We start from the raw sequence: 21,114 nt of genomic DNA on the forward strand, positions 1-21,114 counted from the left end.
AATGAGCGCCGTCACCCTGAAGAACATCGTCAAGCGGTTCGGCACCTTTACCGCCGTTCATCGCACCACACTGGAAATTCCCGAGGGGGCTTTTGTCACGCTGCTTGGTCCGTCGGGCTGTGGCAAGACGACCAATCTGCGAATGATCGCGGGGCTTCTCGATCCCACCGAGGGCGAAATCCTCATTGGCGGCAAGCGTGTCAACGACGTGCCCATTCACAAGCGCAATCTTGGTCTCGTCTTTCAGAATTACGCGCTTTTCCCGCACAAGACTGTGGCAGAAAATGTGGCGTTTGGCCTGAAATACCGCAACGTCCCAAAATCCGAAATTCCAGCCAAGGTGCAGGCTGCGCTTGATCTTGTGCAATTGCCCAATGTCGGGGAACGCTACCCCAAGGAACTGTCGGGCGGGCAACAACAGCGCATCGCCCTTGCCCGTGCCATCGTGATCGAACCAGATGTGCTTCTCCTTGATGAACCGCTCTCGGCACTTGATGCCAATCTGCGCGAAGATATGCGCGTTGAACTCAAACGTATCCAAGAACGGATCGGCGTAACCACGGTCTTTGTCACGCATGACCAATCCGAGGCGCTGGCCATGTCCGATTTGATCGTTGTCATGTCCGAGGGGCGGGTAGAGCAAGTGGGCAAACCCGAAGAGGTCTACAACACGCCGGCCAGCGAATTTGTCGCGAACTTTCTCGGTGCGTCCAATATCTCTGAGGCGCGCTGCGTCGAACATGGCGCAGCGGTCGTCGTGGAGGATGCCATATTTGGCCGAGTGAGTGTGCCTGCCGCCAAGGCGCCTAATCTGAGCGGCACCGGCCCAGCCAAGCTGGTGGTGCGCGCCGAAAAGCTGAGGCTCGCGCGCGATCCCGCGCCCGAGGGTGTGATTTCTGTTCCCGCGACCGTGGAAACAGTGGATTATCAAGGGCAGGCTGTGCGGTATTTCGTGCGTGCAGGTGAGGCGCAGTTACAAGCCATCAACATGATCGACGACCACCCATTTGCGGTGGGCGCTGCGGTGCATCTGCACTTGCGCCCGCAAGATTGTGCGGCGTTACCGGGATAAGACAATGAACGTAAAACCCTCTCACCTTTTCTATCAGGGACGCGAGCGCAAGCCGGTCCTCGATCAGGCGCGCGGCGTCTATATGTGGGACGTGGATGGCAAGCGCTATCTTGATGGCTCATCTGGCGCGATGGTCTGCAATATCGGCCATTCAAACGAAAACGTGCTCGACGCGATGCGCCGCCAGATGGAGAAATCCACCTTTGGCTACCGCTTGCATTTCGAGACCGAGGCCTCCGAGAAACTTGCCGCCAAGACCGCCGCCCTCTGCCCTGAGGGGCTGAACCGGGTGTTCTTTGTCTCGGGCGGGTCCGAGGCCGTGGAATCCGCACTGAAGCTGGCGCGCCAATATGCGCTGGCCATCGGAGAGGGCAGCCGTTGGAAGATCATAAGCCGCGCACCATCCTACCATGGCTGTACGCTAGGCGCGCTTGCCATCACCTCTTATGCGCCGCTCACCGATCCCTTTGCGCCGATGATGCAGGCAATGCCGAAAATTCCCGCACCGCGCGCCTATCTCGATGGGCTGGACGCCGACAAAGAGGCGACCGGGCATCACTATGCCGACATGCTCGAGGCCAAGATCATCGAGGAAGGCCCCGAGAGCGTGCTTGCCTTTGTGGTTGAGCCTATCGGCGGGGCCTCAACGGGCGCTCTGGTGCCACCGCGCGGTTATATGGAGAGGGTGCAGGAGATTTGCCGCAAATACGGCGTGCTTTTCATTCTGGACGAGGTAATGACCGGCGCAGGACGGACCGGCAAATTCCTCGCCTCTGAACATTGGAACCTCGCTCCTGATATTATCGTCATGTCAAAGGGCTTTGCCGCTGGATACGTGCCACTGGGTGCGATGGTTGCGCATGAGCGGTTGGTCGAGCCGGTCTTGGACGCTGGCGGCTTTCTCCACGGCTTTACTTACGCAGGCAACCCACTGGCCTGCGCCGCCGGTCTCGCCGTGATCGACGAGATTGAGCGGATGGATTTGGTGGGCAATGCCGCCCGCATGGGTGACCGCCTGCAAGAGCGTTTGCGTGGCTTGATGCAGCGCTATGCCATCATCGGTGATGTGCGCGGCAAGGGGCTGCTGACCGCGTTCGAATTCATGGCGGATCGCGGCACCAAGGCCCCGCTGCCCAAGGGTTTGCGCGCCTTCGACCGATTTGTGCAGATCGCCTATGAGAAAGGTCTGATCGTCTACGCCCGCCGCACCCGTGACGGGGTTGAGGGGGACCATATCATCGTCGCCCCCCCGATGATCGTGACCGAGACGCATCTGGACGAGATCACCGAAATGCTGGATGCATCGCTGGCAGAGTTTACCGATGAAATTCGCCCGGCACTGGAGCGAGCTTTATAATGCGCGAAATCATAATTACTTGCGCACTTACAGGCTCGATCCATACGCCGTCCATGTCGCCGCACCTGCCCATCACCGGCGATGACATCGCCCGCGCAGGGATCGAGGCGGCCGTGGCGGGCGCGGCTATTCTTCACCTGCACGCCCGTGATCCAAAGACCGGGCGGCCCTCTGCAAAACCAGAGCATTTCCAGGCCTTTCTACCACGCCTGAAAGAAGGCTGTGATGCGGTCCTGAACCTCTCGACCGGGGGCAGCGCCACGATGACGCTGGATGAACGCCTCGCCGCGCCGAAAGAGGCCGCGCCGGAAATGGCCTCACTCAACATGGGCACAATGAATTTTGCGCTCTATCCAATGGCAGAGCGGATCGCCGACTGGCAGCACGACTGGGAAAAACCCTTTCTCGAAGGGTCCGACGATCTGGTGTTCAAGAACACGCCCCGCGACATCGCCCGCATTCTGACGCAACTGGGCCAAGAGCGCGGCGCGCGGTTCGAGTTTGAGTGCTACGACCTGAGCCACCTCTATATGCTCCGACATTTCGCGGATCGCGGGCTGATCCGCGCCCCTTATTTCATTCAGTTTGTTTTTGGCGTCTTGGGCGGAATGGGCGCGGACCCCGAGAACCTCACGCATCTTGTGCGCATCGCAGACAAGCTTTTTGGTCAGGACTATATGTTTTCCGTTCTGGCCGCGGGACGGCATCAGATGCCGATGGCGGCGCAGGCGGCGGCGATGGGCGGCCATGTGCGCGTCGGGCTTGAGGATAGTCTGACCATCGGACGCGGCACGCTTGCGCGCTCTAACGCGGAGCAAGTCATCAAAGTGCGCGGCATTGTCGAGGCGTTGGGGCGCGTCGTGGCCAGCCCCAATGAGGCCCGCACTCTGCTGGGCCTCAAGGGTGCTGACCGGGTGGCGATCTGACCCATGGTAGATTTTCGCGCAGTCGAAACAGAGGACGACATGGCGTTGCTAGACGCGGCCCTGCGCCAGCTGAGCGCGGATTTGGGCGATGCGCATAGCGCCGGTCTTGACGCGTTGCGCGCCGGGCTGACAGGCAAGATACCGGCGGCATACGGCCTGCTCGCGCTCGAGGGCGATCTGATCGGTGCGGCCCTCTTTGGCCCGCTTTTTTCCACCGTACGCGGGGCGGCAGGCGTCTATGTCTCCGACCTTTGGGTCACAGAAGCAGCGCGCGGTCAGGGACTTGGCCGCACGCTTTTGTCCGAGGTAGCGCGCCGCGCAGGCACGCTGTGGCAGGCGGAATGGATGATGCTGGCGGTTTATGCGCATACACCCGCCTCGCGGCGGTTTTATGAGCGCCTTGGATTCGAGGCGCAACCGCAGGCCACGCAGATGCGCCTGCCGCAGCCTGCGATGCGGCGGCTGAAGGGAGAAGACGGATGAAGGCGATTTTCGACGATCGGCAATGGCGACACGACCCCAAACATTTCATGGCGAACGGGGTGATCAAACCCTGCCCCGAGCAGCCTGAGCGTATCGCGCGCCTGACGGACGGGGCCAAAGCAGCCGGTTGTGACTTTGTTGCGCCAAAGGATGCCGGTCTTGGGCCCATCGCGGCGCTTCATTCGCCAGAATATGTGACTTTCCTGCGCAATATTTACACCCGATGGCAACGCATCGACGGCGCAGGGGATGAGGTGATCCCAAATGTTCACCCTGCCAATCGCAGCGACAGTTATCCCAAATCCGCCGTAGGCCAAGCGGGCTATCATCAGGCCGATACCGCCTGTCCCATCGGGGCGGGCACGTGGGAAGCGGCCTATTGGTCAGCACAGACCGCCATCACTGGGGCCGATATGCTCGCCGCTGGCGAGCTTGCCGCCTATGCCCTTTGCCGCCCGCCGGGGCATCATGCCTTTGGCGATCTGGCGGGTGGGTTCTGCTTTTTCAACAACGCCGGGATTGCGGCAGAGCGGCTGCGCACAAGCGGCATGCGCGCCGCGATCCTTGATGTTGATGTGCATCACGGCAACGGAACCCAAGGGATATTCTATGACCGCGACGATGTGCTGACTGTCTCGATCCATGCCGATCCGGCGCGGTTCTATCCATTCTTCTGGGGCCATGCCGATGAGCGCGGCACCGGGCGCGGCACCGGCTATAACCTCAATCTACCGCTTGAGCGCGGCACCGGGGATGACGCCTATCTGAAAACACTCGACACCGCGTTAGAGCGGGTGGCGAATTTCGGGGCTGATGTCGTGGTCGTGGCCCTCGGTCTTGATGCCTATGAGGGCGACCCGTTTCAGGGTCTGGCGATCACCACACCCGGGTTTGCGCGCATCGGGGCCGCGATTGCCAGGCTGGGGATACAGACACTCTTTGTGCAAGAGGGCGGGTATCTCTGTCAGGAATTAGGCCAGAACCTTACATCGGTTTTGACAGGATATGAGGGGGCTTGATCATGGCCGATGTGATCGTGATCGGCGGCGGTATCGCCGGGATCAGCGCTGCTGCGGAACTGGCACGCGGCGGGGCTGATGTATTGGTGCTCGAAATGGAGGGGCAGATTGGCTATCACGCCACAGGCCGCTCAGCCGCTATCTTTATTCGCAACTATGGCAATGCCACGCTGCGCGCACTCAATGCCGTGGCGGAACCGATCTTTGAGCAGCCGGGCGAAATCAGCGACCAACCGCTGCTTAGCCCGCGCGGCGAACTTATGGTTGCCTCCGAGGAAGAATTGCCAATCCTCGACGCCTATCTCGACGGCTCGACCGGCATTGACCGGCTGACCGGCAAGGAGGCCGCCGAGATTGTGCCGATCCTGCGCGCCGACCGTATTGCCGGGGCGATGATCGAACGCGGCGCGCGCGGCATCGACGTGGACCGTTTGCTACAAGGCTATGCGCGGATGCTACGGGCAAGGGGGGGACGAATCGTTACAGGTGCTGTGGTGACCGGCCTGTCGCATCGCGCCGGGCTCTGGCAGGTCAAGACCGCACAGGAACAGCATAGCGCCCCGATCATCATCAACGCGGCAGGTGGCTGGGCGGATGACGTGTCCGCCTTGGCCGGAGTGCCGCGCGCAGGATTGCAGCCCTACCGGCGCTCGGCCGCGATCATTCCAACACCCCAGGGCTATGAAACAGAGCATTGGCCTATCTTTGGCTCTATCGCAGAGACATGGTATGCCAAGCCCGAGGCAGGCAAGCTGATGGTTTCCCCCGCCGATGAAGACCCGGTAGAACCGCATGATGCCTGGGCCGATGACATGGTGCTGGCCGAGGGGCTGCATCGGTTCGAGCAGGCGGTCAGCGTGTCGGTGACACGGGTAGAGCATAGCTGGGCAGGCCTCCGCACCTTTGCCCCTGACCGAACGCCCGTAGTGGGATTTGATCCGCGCGCGACAGGCTTTTTCTGGCTGGCCGGGCAAGGCGGCTACGGGGTGCAGACCGCCCCCGCATTGTCACGCCTGACAGCGGCGCTGATTGCGGGGGTTGCACCAGACGTCTCGTCGGAGGTGCTGGCGGCCATGGAGCCGGGGCGGTTCGGGCTAGAATAGCAGCACCCCGCTGCACAAGGTCTGCAGCCCTGCGCTCAGGCCTGCGTTTTGGCCTTGATCGATGCGAACTTGCGCAGCAGGTGATCTTTCATCAGTTTACCGCAACGCTCCGCATCCCGCGTGCGCAGCGCGTCCAGAATGGCCTCATGCTCTTCTACTGCCGCGCGCCAGCGTTCGGGGGTCAGGTTGGCCTGATAGCGTGCCCGCTGCACCCGAAAGGCCAAAAGCTCATGCGCACGCAGCAAAGTCTCATTTTCAGCTGCGGCCAGAACCGCTTTGTGAATCGCTTGATTGATGCGGAAATACGTCGGGCGATCCGCCTCGTCATAGGTCCGTCGCAGGGCCGTTGTCATCTCTGCGATGTCCTGCACGGTCTCTGCGCTTGCCTGCATCGTGGCCAATTCGCCGGCCAAGCCCTCAAGTGCGGCAAGCACGCAGAACACCTCTGCCAATTCTGCCTCGCTCTGACGGGTGATGACCGCGCCGCGATGCGGGATAAGGTCAAGCAATCCCTCTGCCGCCAAAACCTTGAGCGCCTCGCGTAGCGGTGTGCGCGACACGCCGAATTGCTCGGTCAGGGCCTTTTCGTTGATCTTCTCCCCGGGCTGCAATTGCCCCTCAAGGATCATCTGACGCAGTCGATTTGTGATCTCAACGGCGAGCGCGGTGCGGCCAATCGGATCGGGTTTGAGGGCGGTCATGGGGGCCTCCGGGCCGGGGTTATCCATCTTTGCGGCCCTCCCTTACAGCATTTTGCGATGCCCTGTCGAAGATTTCCGCGATATGCAGCGCGCGGCGGTCGGTGCCATCTGCGATCTGGTGGCGGCATGAGGTGCCGTTCGCGATCAAGAGATCATTGGATGCTGCGGCGCGCACGGCTGGAAGCAGGGACAGCTCGCCCATTTTTAGGGATACGTCGATGGTTTCAGCCTGATAGCCAAAGGCCCCCGCCATGCCGCAGCAGCTGCTCTCGATGGTCTTTGGGTCAAGATCGGGGATCAGCGCCAGCGCCTGTCCCATATCGCCCATCACGCCCGCCGCCTTTTGATGGCAATGGCCGTGGACATGGGCAGTGTGCCCCAGAGTGCCCAGCGGCAGATCAAGCCGCCCGGCGCGCGCCTCGCGCGCGATGAACTCTTCGAAGAGATAGGCATTCTTTGACAAGAGCTGCGCCTCTTCCCCCGGCAAGAGCGTGAGAAACTCATCCCGCAACGTGAGCAGGCAAGACGGCTCCAGCCCCACCACCGGCACGCCAGCACGCACATGCGGCAAGAGCGCATCCAAGGTCCGCCGCGCCTCGGCGCGCGCCTTGTCGATCATCCCCGCCGCCAGATATGTCCGCCCACAGCAAAGCGGGCGACCGGGCGCATGTGCGGTGATCACCTCATAGCCTGCACGGGTCAGAACGCGCAGTGCGGCACGCGGAATCTCTGGCTCCATCCAGCGGTTGAACGTGTCAGTAAAGAGAATGATCTTGCCTGCCTTGGTCGACGAGCGGGCGCGCTTGACCTCAGAGTCCTTGAAAAAATCCCCTCGAAACATGGGCAGAGACCGCGCATGTGCCAGACCGGTAATCCGCTCGCCAAGCCCGGCGAGAAACGGCACCCGGTTGCGCAGGGCGATCAGGCCCCGCAGCGCCACCGCAAATCGAGCATAGCGTGGCATCTCTGCAATCAGCCGCGCGCGCAGACCGAACCCCAGCTTTTGACCCCGCTGATAGAGCACCTCGGTCTTCATCTTGGCCATGTCGACACCGGTTGGACATTCGCGCTTGCAGGCCTTGCACCCGACACAAAGCTTCAGCGTTTCGGCCATCTCATCCGAGAAAAGCGCGTTTTGGCCAAGCCGCCCCGAAAGCGCAAGGCGCAGCGTGTTGGCACGGCCTCGTGTTGCGTCGCGCTCATCTCGGGTCACGCGGTAACTCGGGCACATCGCCCCGCCTGCCAGCTTGCGACAGGCGCCGTTGTTGTTACACATCTCGACCGCGCCTTGAAATCCGCCGCCCTTGCCTGTCCAGGCAGACCAGTCGTGGCCGGTTTTCAGATCGGCGAAATCATAGCCCGGCGGATAGCGCATAAGGCTGCGGTCGTCCATTTTCGGCGCATGTACGATCTTGCCGGGGTTGAGGCGGGTGTCAGGGTCAAAGGCCGCCTTGACCTCTTCGAATGCCCTGAGGATTTGCGGACCGAACATCGCCCCATGGAATTCAGAGCGCACAATCCCGTCGCCATGTTCGCCCGAATGCGATCCCTTGTATTCCCGCACCATGGCAAAGGCCGCCTCGGCGATTTCGCGCATTTTGCGCACGTCCTGTTCCAGTTTGAGATTGAGGACAGGGCGCACATGCAGGCATCCTTCGGACGCGTGCGCGTACCACGTGCCGGTGGTGCCGTGACTATGAAACACCTCGGTCAGACGATCTGTATAATCCGCCAGATGTTCCAGCGGCACGGCACAATCCTCGACAAAGGACACAGGCTTGCCCGCCTCCTTCATCGACATCATGATGTTGAGACCTGCCTTGCGCAATTCACCAATCTCGGCGGCGAGGGACATATCCCAGACCTCGACCACGCCACCCTCGTGGGCACCGCCGCGCCCAAACCCATAGCCAAGGTCCGCCATCGTATCGGCCAGACGGCGCATGTTCTCTTCATTTTCGGGTGGGCTATCGGCGAATTCCACCAGCAGCATGGCAGCAGGCGCGCCGCGCACGAATTGCTCAAGTGTCTTGGCGTAAATGGGAATCGCGCGGGCAAGATCAATCATGGTGCTATCGACCAACTCGACCGAGGTCGGGCCAAGCGCGACCAGCGGCTTGGCGGCCTCCATCGCGGCGCGGAAAGTGGGGAAATGGCAGACGCCCAGCACGCGGGTTTTCGATGGCAGCGGTGACAGCTTGATCTCTATCGCGGTCGACGTGGCCAGCGTCCCCTCGGACCCGATCAGCAGATGGGCGAGGTTGATGGGCGCGTCACCGGGGACCAGCGCGTCGATGTTGTAGCCACCGACTCGGCGTTGCACCTTGGGGAAACGCAACGCGATTTCGTCAGCTTCTCGCGCGCCCAGATCAAGCATTTGCCGCAGCAGAGGTTCGGGCACGCGGTTGCCAGAACCGGGGCCGAAATCGAAGGGGGTGCCATCGGCCAGAAATCCCTCAATTCGGGTTACATTATCCCGTGTCGTGCCATAGCGCAGCGACCGCGAACCGCAGGAATTGTTGCCAACCATGCCACCGATCGTGGCGCGCGACGCGGTCGAGACATCGACAGGAAACCACAGGCCGTGCGGCTTTAATGCGCGGTTCAGATCGTCCAGAACAATCCCCGGCTCGACCACCGCGCGCCGCCCTTCCACATCCAGTTCCAGAATGCGATTGAGGTATTTCGAGCAGTCGACAATCAACCCGGAGTTCACCGTTTGCCCACATTGCGAGGTGCCACCGCCCCGCATCGTGAGCGGCAAACCGGCAGCACGTGCAGCGTCGAGCGCGGCCAGAACATCCTGAGGTGCCTTGGCCAGAATCACTCCTGCCGGCATAATCTGATAGATCGAGGCATCCGTCGCGTAACGCCCGCGCGAAAAGGTATCAAAGCGCGTTTCGCCCTGCACCTCGCGGCTGAGGCGGCTTTGTATCGTGCTGTCCAGCATAGGGTCCCGATCCGGTCGATGGTCAGAGTTTGGTCTTGACAGAATATTGAATTCAGAATTCAATTCAACAGAATTCACCTTTGCCCCGGTCCAGATCTTACCGACGGTGGGCAAGGATGCTGTCTATGGGAGGAATGACAATGACCGCTGGCCGCCACTTTCTGCAAATCCCGGGGCCCTCGAACGTGCCGGATCGCATTCTGCGGGCGATGGATTATCCGACCATGGATCATCGCGGCCCGGCCTTTGCCGATGTCGGCCGCAAGGCGCTTGAGGGGATGAAAAGCATCTTCAAGACCGAAGCCCGAGTGGTCATTTATCCCTCTTCTGGCACTGGCGCTTGGGAAGCGGCCTTGGTCAACACGCTCTCACCCGGTGACACAGTTCTGATGTATGAAACTGGTCACTTTGCGGCGCTGTGGCAGAAACTGGCACTCAAACTAGGCCTGAGCCCGGTCTTTATCGACAGCGACTGGCGCGCCGGGGCCGATGCCGCACGGATCGAAGAGCATCTGCGCGCGGACAAGGCGCATGAGATCAAGGCCGTCTGCGTTGTGCATAACGAGACCTCTACCGGCTCTGTGACCGACGTGGCAGCAGTGCGCCGCGCGATGGACGCCGCCAATCACCCGGCGCTCTTGATGGTCGATACGATTTCCTCGCTCGCCTCAGTGGACTACCGACACGATGACTGGGGTGTGGACGTGACCATATCCGGTTCGCAAAAGGGGCTGATGCTGCCGCCGGGCTTGTCGTTTAACGCGGTCAGCGCCAAGGCGATGCAAGTTTCCGAATCTGCCGCGCTGAAGCGTTCGTATTGGAGTTGGGCAGAAATGGCGGGCCCAAATGATACGGGCTACTTCCCCTATACCCCCGCGACAAACCTGCTCTACGGTTTGAACGAGGCAATCGACATGTTGCACGAGGAAGGGCTCGACACTGTCTTTGCCCGGCACAAGCGCCATGGCGCGGCGGCGCGCGCGGCGGTTGAGGCATGGGGCCTAGAGGTGCTCTGCAAGAAAGCGTCTGACCGCTCGCCAGTGCTCACCGCCGTGATGGTTCCCGAGGGGCATTCAGCCGATAATTTCCGTGCCGTGACCCTGCGTAACTATGATATGTCTCTGGGGAATGGTCTGTCCAAAGTGGCGGACAAGGTATTTCGCATCGGTCACTTGGGGGATTTCAATGATCTGATGCTGATCGGCACCCTTGCGGGCGTGGAAATGGGCCTGCGCGATGCGGGTGTGCCGCACCGGGCCGGGGGCGTACAGGCGGCGATGGATCTTTTGGGCCAGAAGTTCGAAAGCGCCCGCGCCGCAGCCTAACGTTATCGGTCCGGGACGGAAGAGGGGCCTTCCCGGACCAACTGTAATGATTGCACAATAAGGAAAGACCAAGGCGCGGCACAGCCCGCGCAGACACGAAAACCAAGGGAGGAAGACAATGAAAAAAGCAATAATTGCATCCGTAGTGGCGTCGTTTGTGGCGGTGCCCGCGATGGCGGCAGATGTCACCATGCGGTTTGGCCATGTGGGCGAACCGGGCTCGCTGTTTGAGGCAACAGCAAACCATTTCGCCGCCTGCGTAGGCGAAAAATCCGGTGGCAAGGCAGAGGTTCAGACCTTTGGCTCGTCGCAGTTGGGAAATGACAAGGAATTGCTGCAAAAGCTCAAGCTGGGTCAGGTCGACTTTGCGTTGCCCTCGTCGGTGATGTCCTCGGTTGATGGGCTGTTCGGTGTTTTTGAAATGCCCTACATCATCAAAGACCGCGACCATATGCGCCGCGTTCAGGATGCCATGATGGACACGTTCCAGACTGCCGCAAACAACAACGGGTATCACATCGTCGGGCTTGCGGAAAATGGGTTCCGGCATATCACCAACAACATCCGGCCAATCAATTTGCCCGAGGACCTGAAGGGGATCAAACTGCGCACGCCCAATGGCGAATGGCGCGTCAAGATGTTCCAAGAATACGGCGCCAACCCCACCCCGATGGCCTTTTCGGATGTGTTTACTGCGTTGCAGACGGGTGTGATGGACGGGCAGGAAAACCCCTATACACAGATCGCGACGGCCAAGTTCCAAGAGGTGCAAAAGTACCTTTCGGTCACGGGCCATGTCTATACGCCAGCGTATATTCTGTCGTCGAAAAAGGGGTTTGACGGGCAGGCAGAGGATGTTCGCGCAGTGCTCGCGGAATGTGCCACAGACACGCAGACCTTTACCTATGAGACGGCTGCACGGATGGAAACCGAACTGCTCGACGTGATCAAGGCTGCCGGGGTCGAGGTGAACGAGGCCGACAAGGACGCGTTCATCGCGGCGTCCAAGCCGGTCTATGACGCTTTTGCAGAGCAGGTCGAAGGTGGGCAAGAGCTGATCGACGCCGTGCTCGCACTTGGTAACGCAAGCTGATCTTACTCTGTGACGGTCCCTGTTCGGGGGCCGTCACAGGCGTTTGTCTACAAGATTTCGCGAACTTGAACCGGCATGCGCATGCCGGGCAACCTTTTGCACCGGAACGTTGCACAACATGACCCCTCTGCTTACCCAAACCAATCGGATCGCAAGCCGCCTGCTTGAATGGATCACGGTTCTGCTGATGGTCGGCTTGACGATCGTCGTGATCGTTGCCGTTATCGCCCGCCTCATGGGCCAGAGTTTCTCTTGGTACGATGAGGTTGCCGCGATCATGCTGGCTTGGATCACCTATTATGGCTCCGCTCTCGCGGCGCTGCATCGGCGTCATATCGGCTTTGACTCGGTCCTTCTCGCCCTACCTACCCGATACCGGATGATTGCGGTTCTGGTGGGCGAAGCGCTGGTGCTGCTCTTTTTCGTGCTCATGGCGCGCGCCGGGTTTCAGGTGCTTGAAGTGCTGGAAGGCGATACTCTGACCTCGCTTACATGGGTGCCGGTGCAACTGACACAATCGGTGATCCCGATCGGTGCCATCCTCTTTATCATCTGCCAATTGCTCAGCCTGCCGCATTACTGGGTTCAGACATCGCGCGGCATCTCTCTGGAACACGCTGAGATCGAAGAAGAAGTCGAGACCGAATTGGCCAAGAACAAGGAGCGCGTGTGATGCTTATGCTGGGTATTTTCGCGGCCCTTGTGGCGATGATTTGCATCAACATTCCGATCGCCATCGGCTTGGCTCTTGCCGGGGTTTTGGGTCTCTTGCTTACTGAGGGGCCGAGCAGTCTGGTGACCATTGCACTCGATATGTATAGCGGGTCCACCAAGTTTTCGCTGATTGCCATCCCGATGTTCGTGCTGGCAGGGGCCATCATGAATGCGGGCGGTATCACGGACCGGCTGATCAATTTCGTCACCGCCATCATCGGCTTTGTTCGTGGCGGGCTGGCCATGGTAAATATCGGTGTGTCGCTTTTCTTTGCCGAAATCTCTGGCTCTGCGGTGGCGGATGTCGCAGCCATGGGATCGATCCTGATCCCGCAGATGAAGAAACGCGGGTATTCCAAGGAACTGTCGGCGGCTGTTACCTCGTCCTCGGCCTCGTTGGCGATCATCATCCCGCCGTCGATCCCGATGATCCTTTATGCGGCCTCTTCTAATACGTCGGTCGAACAGCTCTTTGTTGCGGGCGTGGTGCCGGGTCTTTTGGGGGCGGCAGGCCTGATGTTCGTGGCCTATGTCTTTGCCCGCCGCTACAATCTGCCGACGGAAGAGGCATTCAACATTCCCCGCCTGCGCGAGACTTTTGTTGATGCACTGCCCGCCTTCTTGCTGCCGGTAATTATCCTTGGCGGTATTTTTGGCGGCTATGTAACCGCAACCGAGGCGGCTGGTCTTGCCGTGATCGCAGCCATCGTCGTGTCAGCTTGGTATCGCCAAGTGGATATCAAACATCTGCGCCGCGCGATGCTGGATGGGGGCATGCAAACGGCTGTTGTGATGTTGCTGGTCGCGGCCTCTGTTTTGATGGGTGGGTTCTTGACCCGCGCACAGATCCCGCAGCATCTGGCGCAGGGCATTCTCAACATCACCGATCAGCAATGGGCAATCTTGCTCATCCTCAACTTCTTCTTCCTGATCATTGGCTTTTTCCTGCATTCCGCAGCAGCGATCATCCTTGTGATTCCAATCGTAATGCCGCTGATCACGGCGGCGGGTATCGACCCGGTGCATTTCGGCCTTGTGGTTACGCTGAACCTTGCGATTGGTCAGCAGACACCGCCGGTTGCGTCGGTGCTAATTACCGCCTGCGCGGTGGCAAGGGCCAATATCTGGGAGGTATCCAAGGTCAACATCTGGTTCATCATGGTCTTGTTGGCGGTGCTGATGCTCTGCACCTATGTGCCCTCGGTGCCGCTCTTCCTTGTTGAATACTTCTACCGCTGAGGGGGCTGCGATGACCGAGATTTTGTCGCAGGTCCGGGGGCAGACCCTCTGGATCACATTCAACCGGCCTGATGCGCGCAATGCACTGACCTTTGCGATGTATGAGGGGCTGGCCAGCCTATGCCGCGAGGTGCCGACAGATGGCAGCATCCGCGCGGTGGTGATCCACGGTGCAGGCGGCAAGGCGTTTGCCGCGGGCACCGACATGACGCAGTTTCGGGCCTTTGACAAACCGCAGGATGCGCTTGACTACGAGGCCCGGATTGAGCGTGTCCTAGAAGCGGTCGAGCGCTGCCCCCTGCCAACCGTCGCTGCGATCAACGGCGCCTGCACCGGCGGCGGCGCGGCAATTGCCGGGGTTTGTGACATCCGCATTGCCGCGGCCAATCTGAAGTTCGGCTTTCCCATAGCCCGCACCCTTGGAAACTGCCTGGCCGCTGCCAATCTGGCGCGCCTCTCATCCCTGATGGGGGCCGGGCGCGTGCGCGAGATGATCTTTACCGCCCGTCTGATCGGCGCAGAAGAGGCGCAGGGATGCGGCCTGATCTCGGAAGTGTTGGAGGATGAAGCCGCGCTTATGTCCCGTGCCGGGGCATTGGCCGACACGCTTGCCGAAATGGCCCCTCTCACGCTGAGGGCGACCAAAGAGGCGATGCGCCGCGTAAGCGCAGCCACCCGTGTCGAGGACGCAGACCTTATCGAAATGTGCTACATGAGCCGCGATTTCCACCACGGGCTCGAGGCCTTCCTTGCCAAGAAAAAACCAGAGTGGAGCGGGACATGAACGCCACTGGCCCCCTTGTGGGGATGAAGGTGATCGAACTGGCCCATATCATGGCTGGTCCGGTCTGTGGCCTGATGCTGGCGGATATGGGCGCGGATGTGATCAAGGTGGAAAAGCCGGACGGCGATGACAGCCGGCGCTTTGTTCCCCCTGCGATCAACGGCGAATCTGCTGCCTATATGATGATGAACCGCAACAAGCGGGGTGTGGCGCTGAACCTCAAGGACCCAGAGGCGGTCCAAGTTCTGCACCGCCTGCTGGAAGAGGCTGATGTGGTGATCGAGAATTACCGCATGGGCACGATGGAGCGTCTGGGGTTGGGCTATGACGATCTGCGCGCCATCAACCCGCGCCTTATCTATTGCGAAATCTCGGGCTTTGGCCGTACGGGACCGTATGCAGAGCGTGGTGGCTTTGACCTGATCGCCCAAGGCATGTCGGGCCTTATGTCGATCACTGGCGAGGGGCCGGGGCGGCCCCCGGTCAAGACTGGTGCGCCGGTTTCCGATATTACGGCCGGGATCGTGGCGGCGATGGGTGTTTCTGCTGCCTACGCTCGGATGTTGCAAACGGGGCAAGGCCAAAAGGTGGATACCTCACTGTTTGAGGCCGCGATCACCCAGACCTATTGGCAATCGGCGATTGCCTTTGCCACTGGCGTGGCACCCGGCCCGATGGGGTCTGCGCATCCTTTGAACGGTCCCTATCAGGCGTTCCAGACCGCCGATGGCTGGATCAACGTGGGTGCCGCCAACCAACGCAATTGGCTGCGGTTTCTCGATGTGATCGGGGCCCCCGAATTGAACGACGACCCGCGTTTTGCCTCAAACCACGACCGCATGCAGCACCTCAGGGAACTCGAAGATATCCTCAACGGCTATCTTCGGCACGAAACGTCCGAGATTTGGCTGGCACGGATGGAAGAGGCCGGTCTGCCTGCCGGCCCCGTGCTGGATATCCTGCAAATGCAGGCCGACCCACAGGCACAAGCCCGCGATATGATTGTTGAAGTGCAGCATCCTGTGGCTGGTCCGGTCAAGACCCTTGGACATCCGGTCAAGTTCGGCGAGACCCCGGCAAACATCCGCTGTGCCGCGCCCGTTCTTGGCCAGCACAGCCGCGAGGTGCTGCGCGAGGCTGGTTATAACACGCAGCAGATCGCGGCGATGATCGCCTCGGGCGCGGTGATCGCAGCATGACCGATCCCCTGACGAAGGCGCTGCTGGAGGCGCGGAATGGTGGCCCCAAACTGCCCGATACCTATGGCGAGGGGTTAACGCGCGAGCGCATCTTTGCGGTCCAAACAGAAGTCGCCTCTGCGCTTGGTTCTGTGGGGGGATTCAAGGTTGCTTGCCCGCCCGGCGCGCCCATCATCGTCGCCCCTATCATGGCCCACGACATTTACGAGAGCCCCGCAAAAATTTCCCTCTCAGAGGGCGAAGAAGCGGGCGTCGAACTTGAATACGCCTTTCGCCTGATTGCCCCAGTGCCGGATACCGCTGCGTTTGATTTCGAGGCGCGCTTGCGAGACTCGGTAGAACTGCTGCCTGCGTTTGAGTTGGTCCAGAGCCGCCTTGCCAATCCCAAGGGCGCCGGTGCAGCGCTCAAGATGTTGGACAATCAACTCAACGGCGCGGTGGTTCTGGGTGAGGCTTGTCGCGACTGGCAAGGGATTGACGTCACCAGTGCCCAGGCACATCTGACCCTTGGCGATGCCACCCTGCTTGATGGCGTGGCCAAAGTGCCCGGCGAGGGTGCCTTTGCCACGCTCTGCGCTCTTGTGCGCGCCTTGGGGGATCATTGCGGCGGCTTGCAGCCGGGGCATATAGTGATCACCGGATCGCTCAACGGGCTGCCTTGGGTGACGCCGCCGATCACCGCCCAAGGCGAAATCGCAGGCCTCGGCAGCGTCACCATGACACTGGAATGAGACCTAAGACTTTGGTCGTAGAAAATTCAGGCAGCAAACCCTTGTTCCGCCCAAAAACTGCGATAGGGTCTGCATGTGCGAATGCAACGTAAACGGTATTCGCAGGGGCCGCGCGAAGGGGAGAGCGCGTTGGGTCAGCTTGAAGAAGTCTAGGATCACGGCCCTGTCTGGGCTTGGCAAGTCAGACAGGTCGAACGGATTTTCAAACGGGAGGAACCAAATGAAGCATCTGCTGTCATCCATCGCCACTCTGGCGCTCAGCGCCGGGCTTGCCCATGCGCAAGCTGCCAACGTGCCGGACAATCTGGAAAAACTTTCAAATTTTCAGTCCACCGGCGTCACTGATTTCACGTTCATCGAACAGGGCGGCGACTATGCCGAGGGGATCAAGAAAACGCTCGAGCAGATCAGCCTGCCCGACGGGTTCAAGATCGGCCTTTACGCGGTTGTGCCCGATGCGCGCCACATGGCTGTAGGTCCGCAAGGCATCGTGACCTTCGTGGGCACCCGCAAGGACAAGGTGTGGTCCGTTACCGACCGCAACAAGGACCGCGTCGCCGACGAGGTCAAGGATTTCGCCCCGTCGCTCCAATTCTCGATCCCCAATGGCCCCTGCTTTTCCAAGGACGGTTTTCTCTATATCGCTGAACAGAACCGCGTGCTGCTCTTTCCCGCCGCCGAGTTCTTTTACGAAAGCCCGGATGTGGCAGCCTTTAACCTTGTGGCCAAGGGTGATCTGATCCCAGAGGACGAAGAAAGCTTTAACCATACCGCGCGGGTTTGTGACATCGGGCCAGATGGCAAGATTTACATTTCGCTTGGTCAGCCCTTCAACGTGGCCCCCAAGGATCGGCTTGAGAAATATAACGAGGTGGGCATTGGTGGCATCATCCGCATGAACACCGATGGCACGGGGCGCGAGGTCTTTACCTATGGCGTGCGCAATTCGGTTGGTCAGGATTTCCATCCCGAAACCGGCGAGTTGTGGTGGACAGACAATCAGGTCGACGGCATGGGCGATGACATTCCGCCGGGCGAGTTGAACCGTCAAACCGAGGCGGGCCAGCATTTCGGCCATCCGTGGTATGGTGGTGGATCCGTGCGCACCAACGAGTACAAGGGTGAAGAAGTCCCTGTAGACGTGGTGATGCCTGCCGTCGAAACTGTGGCCCATGCGGCCGACCTTGGCATGGCATTCTACACCGGCAAGATGTTCCCTGCCAAATACAAGAACGCCATCTTCTCGGCGCAGCATGGCTCTTGGAACCGCACTGAACCGGTTGGTGCCCGCGTGATGGTTACGTTCATCGACGCAGAGGGCAATGCCACGATGGAGCCCTTTGCCGAGGGTTGGATCGACGAGAACGGCGAATACCTTGGCCGCCCGGTCGATGTGGCGCAGTTGCGCGATGGTTCGATCCTTGTGTCTGATGACCTTGCCGGGGCGATCTATCGCATCTGGTATGAGGGCAATTGATGCTTAAGGCATGTATCTTGGGTCTGGGCGGGGTTTTCCTCGCCCAAATCGCCATGGCAGAGGGACTGACCGGCGACCCAGAGGCGGGGCGCAAACTGGCCGGTCAATGCCGCACCTGTCACGGTATCGAAGGCATGGCCAAAATGCCCATCGTGCCCCATATCGGCGGCGAGAACCCGGCCTATATCGAGCATCAACTGACCGCGTTCCGCGAGGGGCGGCGGGTGCATGAAATGATGAGCGTGGTCGCGGCCAGCCTCAGCGATCAGGCGATTGCCGATCTGGCGGCCTGGTATAGCAGCCAGACGCCGGTCGCCACTCTGGCCCCAAGCCAGACGGCCGAGAATGCGCCCGAGACCTGCACCGCCTGTCATGGCGCAGATGGGATCGCGCTGATCGACGATGCGCCCAATCTGGCGGGTGAGACGGTGATGTATATCGACACACAGCTCAAAGCATTCCGCACCGGCAAACGTCAGCACGACATCATGAGCGGCATCGCCGCTGAGATGACAAATGACGAAATCCGTGCGGTGGCGGAATGGTATTCTTCCGTTCAGTTCAAGGTCGCGCCGGTGCAGTAATTGCCCCGAAAATGCAAACGGGCGCGCCTGATAGCGCGCCCGTCTTTAATCTGCCTGAGGTAACTCAGCCCTTTTTCAGCACCCGTTGACCCAGCACTTCAGCGATCTGCACAGCGTTCAGCGCCGCGCCCTTGCGCAGGTTGTCGCTGACGCACCACAGGTTAATGCCATTATCAATCGTCGGGTCCTGCCGAATACGGCTGATGAAGGTGGCGTAGTCACCGACGCATTCGATCGGCGTCACGTAGCCACCGTTCTCACGCTTGTCGATCACCATGATCCCGGGGGATTCGCGCAGGATGTCGCGCGCTTCAGCTTCGTCCAGATGATCCTCGAACTCGATATTGATGGCCTCGGAATGGCCGACAAAGACCGGAACCCGCACGCAGGTGGCTGTAACTTTGATCTTGGAATCGAGGATCTTCTTGGTCTCAGCGACCATCTTCCACTCTTCCTTGGTTTGCCCATCCTCAAGAAATACGTCGATATGCGGGATCACGTTGAACGCGATCTGCTTGGTGAATTTCTTGGCAGGCTTGTCATCGGTCGGGTTGTAGACCGCTTTGGTCTGGTCCCACAGCTCATCCATGCCCTCTTTGCCTGCGCCGGATACCGACTGATAGGTCGAGACGACAACGCGCTTGATGCGTGCGCGGTCGTGCAGCGGCTTGAGTGCCACAACCATCTGCGCGGTTGAACAGTTGGGGTTGGCGATGATGTTCTTCTTGGCATAGCCCATGACCGCATCGGCGTTCACTTCCGGAACGACCAGCGGCACGTCGGGGTCATAGCGATAGAGCGACGAGTTGTCGATCACGACACAGCCCGCCTTGGCCGCCTTGGGGGCGTAGACCTTGGTTGCGTCCGACCCGATGGCGAACAGCGCCATGTCCCAACCTGAGAAGTCGAACGTATCAAGATCTTGGGTCTTGAGAGTTCGGTCGCCAAAGCTGACTTCGGTGCCCAGAGAACGGCGGGACGCAAGTACCGCGATCTCATCGACCGGAAACTCGCGCTCGGCGAGGATGTTCAGCATTTCGCGGCCCACGTTGCCCGTGGCACCTGCGACGACGATCTTGTAACCCATGTGTGTCTGCCTCCATAGCGGGGGTTGCGGTGCGGGTCATACAGGGATTACGGCCAATGTGAAAGGGGCCGCACTCACTCCATGCTGTCGCGACTGAAGAGATAGATCACCAATCCGATGACAAGAGCAAATGTGAACAGCGCAAAAAGCGCTTTGTAGCCCGCGACTGCGCCCCCGGTCGCGGCAGAAGCAAAAAGCGGCCCCGAGGCAAACTGCGCCACGCCCGCACCGCCAATGCCAAAGAGATTGAGCAGCGTCACACCCCGCCCTGCCAAATGGGCCGGAAAGAACGCCCTCCCATGCGCGATCAGCACCGGGTATGTGGACCCAGCAAGGCCGATAACCGCCAAGAGGGCAATCGACAGCCCAAGGCTGCGTTCCGGCCAGAGCATCAAAGTCATGAGGGCGGCTGCGCAGATGACATTTCCGGTAAAGATCACCCATTTGCGCGACTTGAACACCCGGTCGAGGGGGCCATACGCAAAGGTGCCCGCGATCATCGCCATCCCCATAACCAGCGTCGCCTGTCCGACCTGCACCGTATCAAGCCCAAAGATATCGCGCAGATAGGGACCGGCCCAAAGGCCCCGCAGCCCTGCCGCAGGCGCATAGGCCACAAACATCAGCGGCAGAATGGCCCAAACCACGGGCATCCGGAGCAGATCAAGAAGCGATCCGCGCGTATCCCCTGCGACTGCCTCTGGGTCGCGCACCAGTGCCAGAATACCCAATGCCGCCACGACCGAAACCGCCGCCAATCCCCAAAGCGCCGCGCGCCATCCGATTGTTTCTGCCGCCCATGCCATCGGATAAGAGGCCACCAGATTGCCGAATGATCCCACCCCCAGCATGACCGCCGCCAGCGTGGCAAACCGCGCCACCGAAAATTGCCGCGCAAAGATGTAATAAGAGGACATCAGGACTGGCGCGCAGCCTGCGCCGATCAACACCATCGCAAGGTTGATATGCAGCGGGCTGACGGCCATTGCAAAAAGCGCCGCACCACCACCGCCACCCAACAGCAGCAAAGCCGACGCCGTGCGCCGTGGCCCAATCCGGTCGAGCGCCCAGCCGACCGGCAATTGCATCGCCGCGAAAGTCACGAACATCAGACCCGAGGCCGTCGCCAGATCATCCGGTGTGGCCCCGACATCGCGCGCCAAGGGACCGCTCAGCACCGCCAGAAAGGCGCGAAAAAACTGGCTGAGCACATAGGCAAAGCACAGCAGGATCAGTCCGGCGCGCATCAGGTTTCCTTGTTGGTCAGGGA

Annotated in this window: 19 protein-coding genes; 15 read left to right on the forward strand and 4 right to left on the reverse strand. The window is 60.4% G+C overall.

Annotated elements, in window-relative coordinates; all coding sequences use genetic code 11:
* Position 1: 1 nt before the first annotated feature.
* From ROSMUCSMR3_RS09530 to ROSMUCSMR3_RS09555, 6 genes are read left to right on the forward strand one after another with little or no spacing between them, the layout of a single operon-like run.
* Positions 2–1,072 (forward strand): ABC transporter ATP-binding protein, encoded by a 1,071-nt coding sequence (locus tag ROSMUCSMR3_RS09530; protein WP_008281246.1) that lies wholly within the window; start codon positions 2–4, stop codon positions 1,070–1,072.
* A 4-nt stretch (positions 1,073–1,076) separates the two neighbouring features.
* Positions 1,077–2,429 carry an aspartate aminotransferase family protein gene (locus ROSMUCSMR3_RS09535; RefSeq protein ID WP_081507177.1) on the forward strand — a complete coding sequence of 451 codons (1,353 nt, stop codon included), beginning with the start codon at positions 1,077–1,079 and terminating at the stop codon, positions 2,427–2,429.
* Entirely contained in the window at positions 2,429–3,355 is a 927-nt protein-coding gene (locus tag ROSMUCSMR3_RS09540) for a 3-keto-5-aminohexanoate cleavage protein (protein ID WP_081507178.1), read from the forward strand. The genes ROSMUCSMR3_RS09535 and ROSMUCSMR3_RS09540 overlap by 1 nt, the downstream gene beginning before the upstream one ends.
* Positions 3,356–3,394: 39 nt before the next feature.
* Positions 3,395–3,838: a GNAT family N-acetyltransferase gene (locus ROSMUCSMR3_RS09545; protein WP_237183573.1), complete on the forward strand. Its 444-nt coding sequence runs from the start codon at positions 3,395–3,397 to the stop codon at positions 3,836–3,838.
* Positions 3,835–4,857: a histone deacetylase family protein gene (locus ROSMUCSMR3_RS09550; protein WP_081507180.1), complete on the forward strand. Its 1,023-nt coding sequence runs from the start codon at positions 3,835–3,837 to the stop codon at positions 4,855–4,857. The genes ROSMUCSMR3_RS09545 and ROSMUCSMR3_RS09550 overlap by 4 nt, the downstream gene beginning before the upstream one ends.
* Positions 4,858–4,859: 2 nt before the next feature.
* On the forward strand, positions 4,860–5,960 hold the full coding sequence (locus ROSMUCSMR3_RS09555) for an NAD(P)/FAD-dependent oxidoreductase (protein ID WP_081507181.1): 1,101 nt from the start codon (positions 4,860–4,862) through the stop codon (positions 5,958–5,960).
* Between the two features lie 35 nt (positions 5,961–5,995).
* Here the strand turns inward: ROSMUCSMR3_RS09555 and ROSMUCSMR3_RS09560 are convergent, their stop codons facing one another.
* On the reverse strand, positions 5,996–6,661 hold the full coding sequence (locus ROSMUCSMR3_RS09560; protein ID WP_037297925.1) for a GntR family transcriptional regulator: 666 nt from the start codon (positions 6,659–6,661) through the stop codon (positions 5,996–5,998).
* A 19-nt stretch (positions 6,662–6,680) separates the two neighbouring features.
* A complete protein-coding gene (locus ROSMUCSMR3_RS09565; protein ID WP_081507182.1) occupies positions 6,681–9,611 on the reverse strand; it encodes an FAD-binding and (Fe-S)-binding domain-containing protein in 2,931 nt (976 codons plus the stop codon).
* Positions 9,612–9,751: 140 nt separating this feature from the next.
* Between ROSMUCSMR3_RS09565 and ROSMUCSMR3_RS09570 the strand changes: the two genes are divergently transcribed.
* The 9 genes from ROSMUCSMR3_RS09570 to ROSMUCSMR3_RS09610 all read left to right on the forward strand — a co-directional run bounded on the left by ROSMUCSMR3_RS09570 (position 9,752) and on the right by ROSMUCSMR3_RS09610 (position 18,757).
* Positions 9,752–10,936, forward strand: a complete 1,185-nt coding sequence (locus tag ROSMUCSMR3_RS09570; protein WP_081508591.1) for a pyridoxal-phosphate-dependent aminotransferase family protein — start codon at positions 9,752–9,754, stop codon at positions 10,934–10,936.
* Positions 10,937–11,054: 118 nt separating this feature from the next.
* Complete coding sequence (locus tag ROSMUCSMR3_RS09575) at positions 11,055–12,029, forward strand: TRAP transporter substrate-binding protein (RefSeq protein WP_037297832.1); 975 nt, start codon at positions 11,055–11,057, stop codon at positions 12,027–12,029.
* A 118-nt stretch (positions 12,030–12,147) separates the two neighbouring features.
* Complete coding sequence (locus ROSMUCSMR3_RS09580) at positions 12,148–12,702, forward strand: TRAP transporter small permease (RefSeq protein WP_008281236.1); 555 nt, start codon at positions 12,148–12,150, stop codon at positions 12,700–12,702.
* Positions 12,702–13,982: a TRAP transporter large permease gene (locus ROSMUCSMR3_RS09585; protein ID WP_008281235.1), complete on the forward strand. Its 1,281-nt coding sequence runs from the start codon at positions 12,702–12,704 to the stop codon at positions 13,980–13,982. The genes ROSMUCSMR3_RS09580 and ROSMUCSMR3_RS09585 overlap by 1 nt, the downstream gene beginning before the upstream one ends.
* Positions 13,983–13,992: 10 nt before the next feature.
* On the forward strand, positions 13,993–14,766 hold the full coding sequence (locus ROSMUCSMR3_RS09590; RefSeq protein WP_081507183.1) for an enoyl-CoA hydratase/isomerase family protein: 774 nt from the start codon (positions 13,993–13,995) through the stop codon (positions 14,764–14,766).
* Entirely contained in the window at positions 14,763–15,965 is a 1,203-nt protein-coding gene (locus tag ROSMUCSMR3_RS09595; protein WP_081507184.1) for a CaiB/BaiF CoA transferase family protein, read from the forward strand. Before ROSMUCSMR3_RS09590 ends, ROSMUCSMR3_RS09595 begins: the two co-directional genes overlap by 4 nt.
* Entirely contained in the window at positions 15,962–16,696 is a 735-nt protein-coding gene (locus ROSMUCSMR3_RS09600; RefSeq protein ID WP_081507185.1) for a 2-keto-4-pentenoate hydratase, read from the forward strand. The genes ROSMUCSMR3_RS09595 and ROSMUCSMR3_RS09600 overlap by 4 nt, the downstream gene beginning before the upstream one ends.
* Before the next feature lie 220 nt (positions 16,697–16,916).
* Entirely contained in the window at positions 16,917–18,173 is a 1,257-nt protein-coding gene (locus ROSMUCSMR3_RS09605) for a PQQ-dependent sugar dehydrogenase (RefSeq protein ID WP_008281231.1), read from the forward strand.
* Positions 18,173–18,757 (forward strand): c-type cytochrome, encoded by a 585-nt coding sequence (locus ROSMUCSMR3_RS09610; RefSeq protein ID WP_081507186.1) that lies wholly within the window; start codon positions 18,173–18,175, stop codon positions 18,755–18,757. Before ROSMUCSMR3_RS09605 ends, ROSMUCSMR3_RS09610 begins: the two co-directional genes overlap by 1 nt.
* Positions 18,758–18,821: 64 nt before the next feature.
* On the opposite strand, the gene ROSMUCSMR3_RS09615 is transcribed toward ROSMUCSMR3_RS09610, so the two are convergent.
* Complete coding sequence (locus ROSMUCSMR3_RS09615) at positions 18,822–19,844, reverse strand: aspartate-semialdehyde dehydrogenase (RefSeq protein WP_008281229.1); 1,023 nt, start codon at positions 19,842–19,844, stop codon at positions 18,822–18,824.
* A gap of 74 nt (positions 19,845–19,918) precedes the next feature.
* Entirely contained in the window at positions 19,919–21,091 is a 1,173-nt protein-coding gene (locus ROSMUCSMR3_RS09620; protein ID WP_081507187.1) for an MFS transporter, read from the reverse strand.
* Positions 21,092–21,114 lie beyond the last annotated feature (23 nt).

Source organism: Roseovarius mucosus (assembly GCF_002080415.1).
GTDB lineage: Bacteria > Pseudomonadota > Alphaproteobacteria > Rhodobacterales > Rhodobacteraceae > Roseovarius > Roseovarius mucosus_A.

Excerpts from the sequence above, each read along its gene's own strand:
- ROSMUCSMR3_RS09575 (WP_037297832.1), top strand. The coding sequence starts at position 11,055 with ATGAAAAAAGCAATAATTGCATCCGTAGTGGCGTCGTTTGTGGCGGTG.
- ROSMUCSMR3_RS09585 (WP_008281235.1), top strand. The coding sequence starts at position 12,702 with ATGCTTATGCTGGGTATTTTCGCGGCCCTTGTGGCGATGATTTGCATC.
- ROSMUCSMR3_RS09590 (WP_081507183.1), top strand. The coding sequence starts at position 13,993 with ATGACCGAGATTTTGTCGCAGGTCCGGGGGCAGACCCTCTGGATCACA.
- ROSMUCSMR3_RS09610 (WP_081507186.1), top strand. The coding sequence starts at position 18,173 with ATGCTTAAGGCATGTATCTTGGGTCTGGGCGGGGTTTTCCTCGCCCAA.
- ROSMUCSMR3_RS09565 (WP_081507182.1), bottom strand. The coding sequence starts at position 9,611 with ATGCTGGACAGCACGATACAAAGCCGCCTCAGCCGCGAGGTGCAGGGC.
- ROSMUCSMR3_RS09560 (WP_037297925.1), bottom strand. The coding sequence starts at position 6,661 with ATGACCGCCCTCAAACCCGATCCGATTGGCCGCACCGCGCTCGCCGTT.
- ROSMUCSMR3_RS09540 (WP_081507178.1), top strand. The coding sequence starts at position 2,429 with ATGCGCGAAATCATAATTACTTGCGCACTTACAGGCTCGATCCATACG.
- ROSMUCSMR3_RS09535 (WP_081507177.1), top strand. The coding sequence starts at position 1,077 with ATGAACGTAAAACCCTCTCACCTTTTCTATCAGGGACGCGAGCGCAAG.
- ROSMUCSMR3_RS09530 (WP_008281246.1), top strand. The coding sequence starts at position 2 with ATGAGCGCCGTCACCCTGAAGAACATCGTCAAGCGGTTCGGCACCTTT.
- ROSMUCSMR3_RS09620 (WP_081507187.1), bottom strand. The coding sequence starts at position 21,091 with ATGCGCGCCGGACTGATCCTGCTGTGCTTTGCCTATGTGCTCAGCCAG.
- ROSMUCSMR3_RS09555 (WP_081507181.1), top strand. The coding sequence starts at position 4,860 with ATGGCCGATGTGATCGTGATCGGCGGCGGTATCGCCGGGATCAGCGCT.
- ROSMUCSMR3_RS09615 (WP_008281229.1), bottom strand. The coding sequence starts at position 19,844 with ATGGGTTACAAGATCGTCGTCGCAGGTGCCACGGGCAACGTGGGCCGC.
- ROSMUCSMR3_RS09580 (WP_008281236.1), top strand. The coding sequence starts at position 12,148 with ATGACCCCTCTGCTTACCCAAACCAATCGGATCGCAAGCCGCCTGCTT.
- ROSMUCSMR3_RS09605 (WP_008281231.1), top strand. The coding sequence starts at position 16,917 with ATGAAGCATCTGCTGTCATCCATCGCCACTCTGGCGCTCAGCGCCGGG.
- ROSMUCSMR3_RS09550 (WP_081507180.1), top strand. The coding sequence starts at position 3,835 with ATGAAGGCGATTTTCGACGATCGGCAATGGCGACACGACCCCAAACAT.
- ROSMUCSMR3_RS09570 (WP_081508591.1), top strand. The coding sequence starts at position 9,752 with ATGACCGCTGGCCGCCACTTTCTGCAAATCCCGGGGCCCTCGAACGTG.
- ROSMUCSMR3_RS09595 (WP_081507184.1), top strand. The coding sequence starts at position 14,763 with ATGAACGCCACTGGCCCCCTTGTGGGGATGAAGGTGATCGAACTGGCC.
- ROSMUCSMR3_RS09545 (WP_237183573.1), top strand. The coding sequence starts at position 3,395 with ATGGCGTTGCTAGACGCGGCCCTGCGCCAGCTGAGCGCGGATTTGGGC.
- ROSMUCSMR3_RS09600 (WP_081507185.1), top strand. The coding sequence starts at position 15,962 with ATGACCGATCCCCTGACGAAGGCGCTGCTGGAGGCGCGGAATGGTGGC.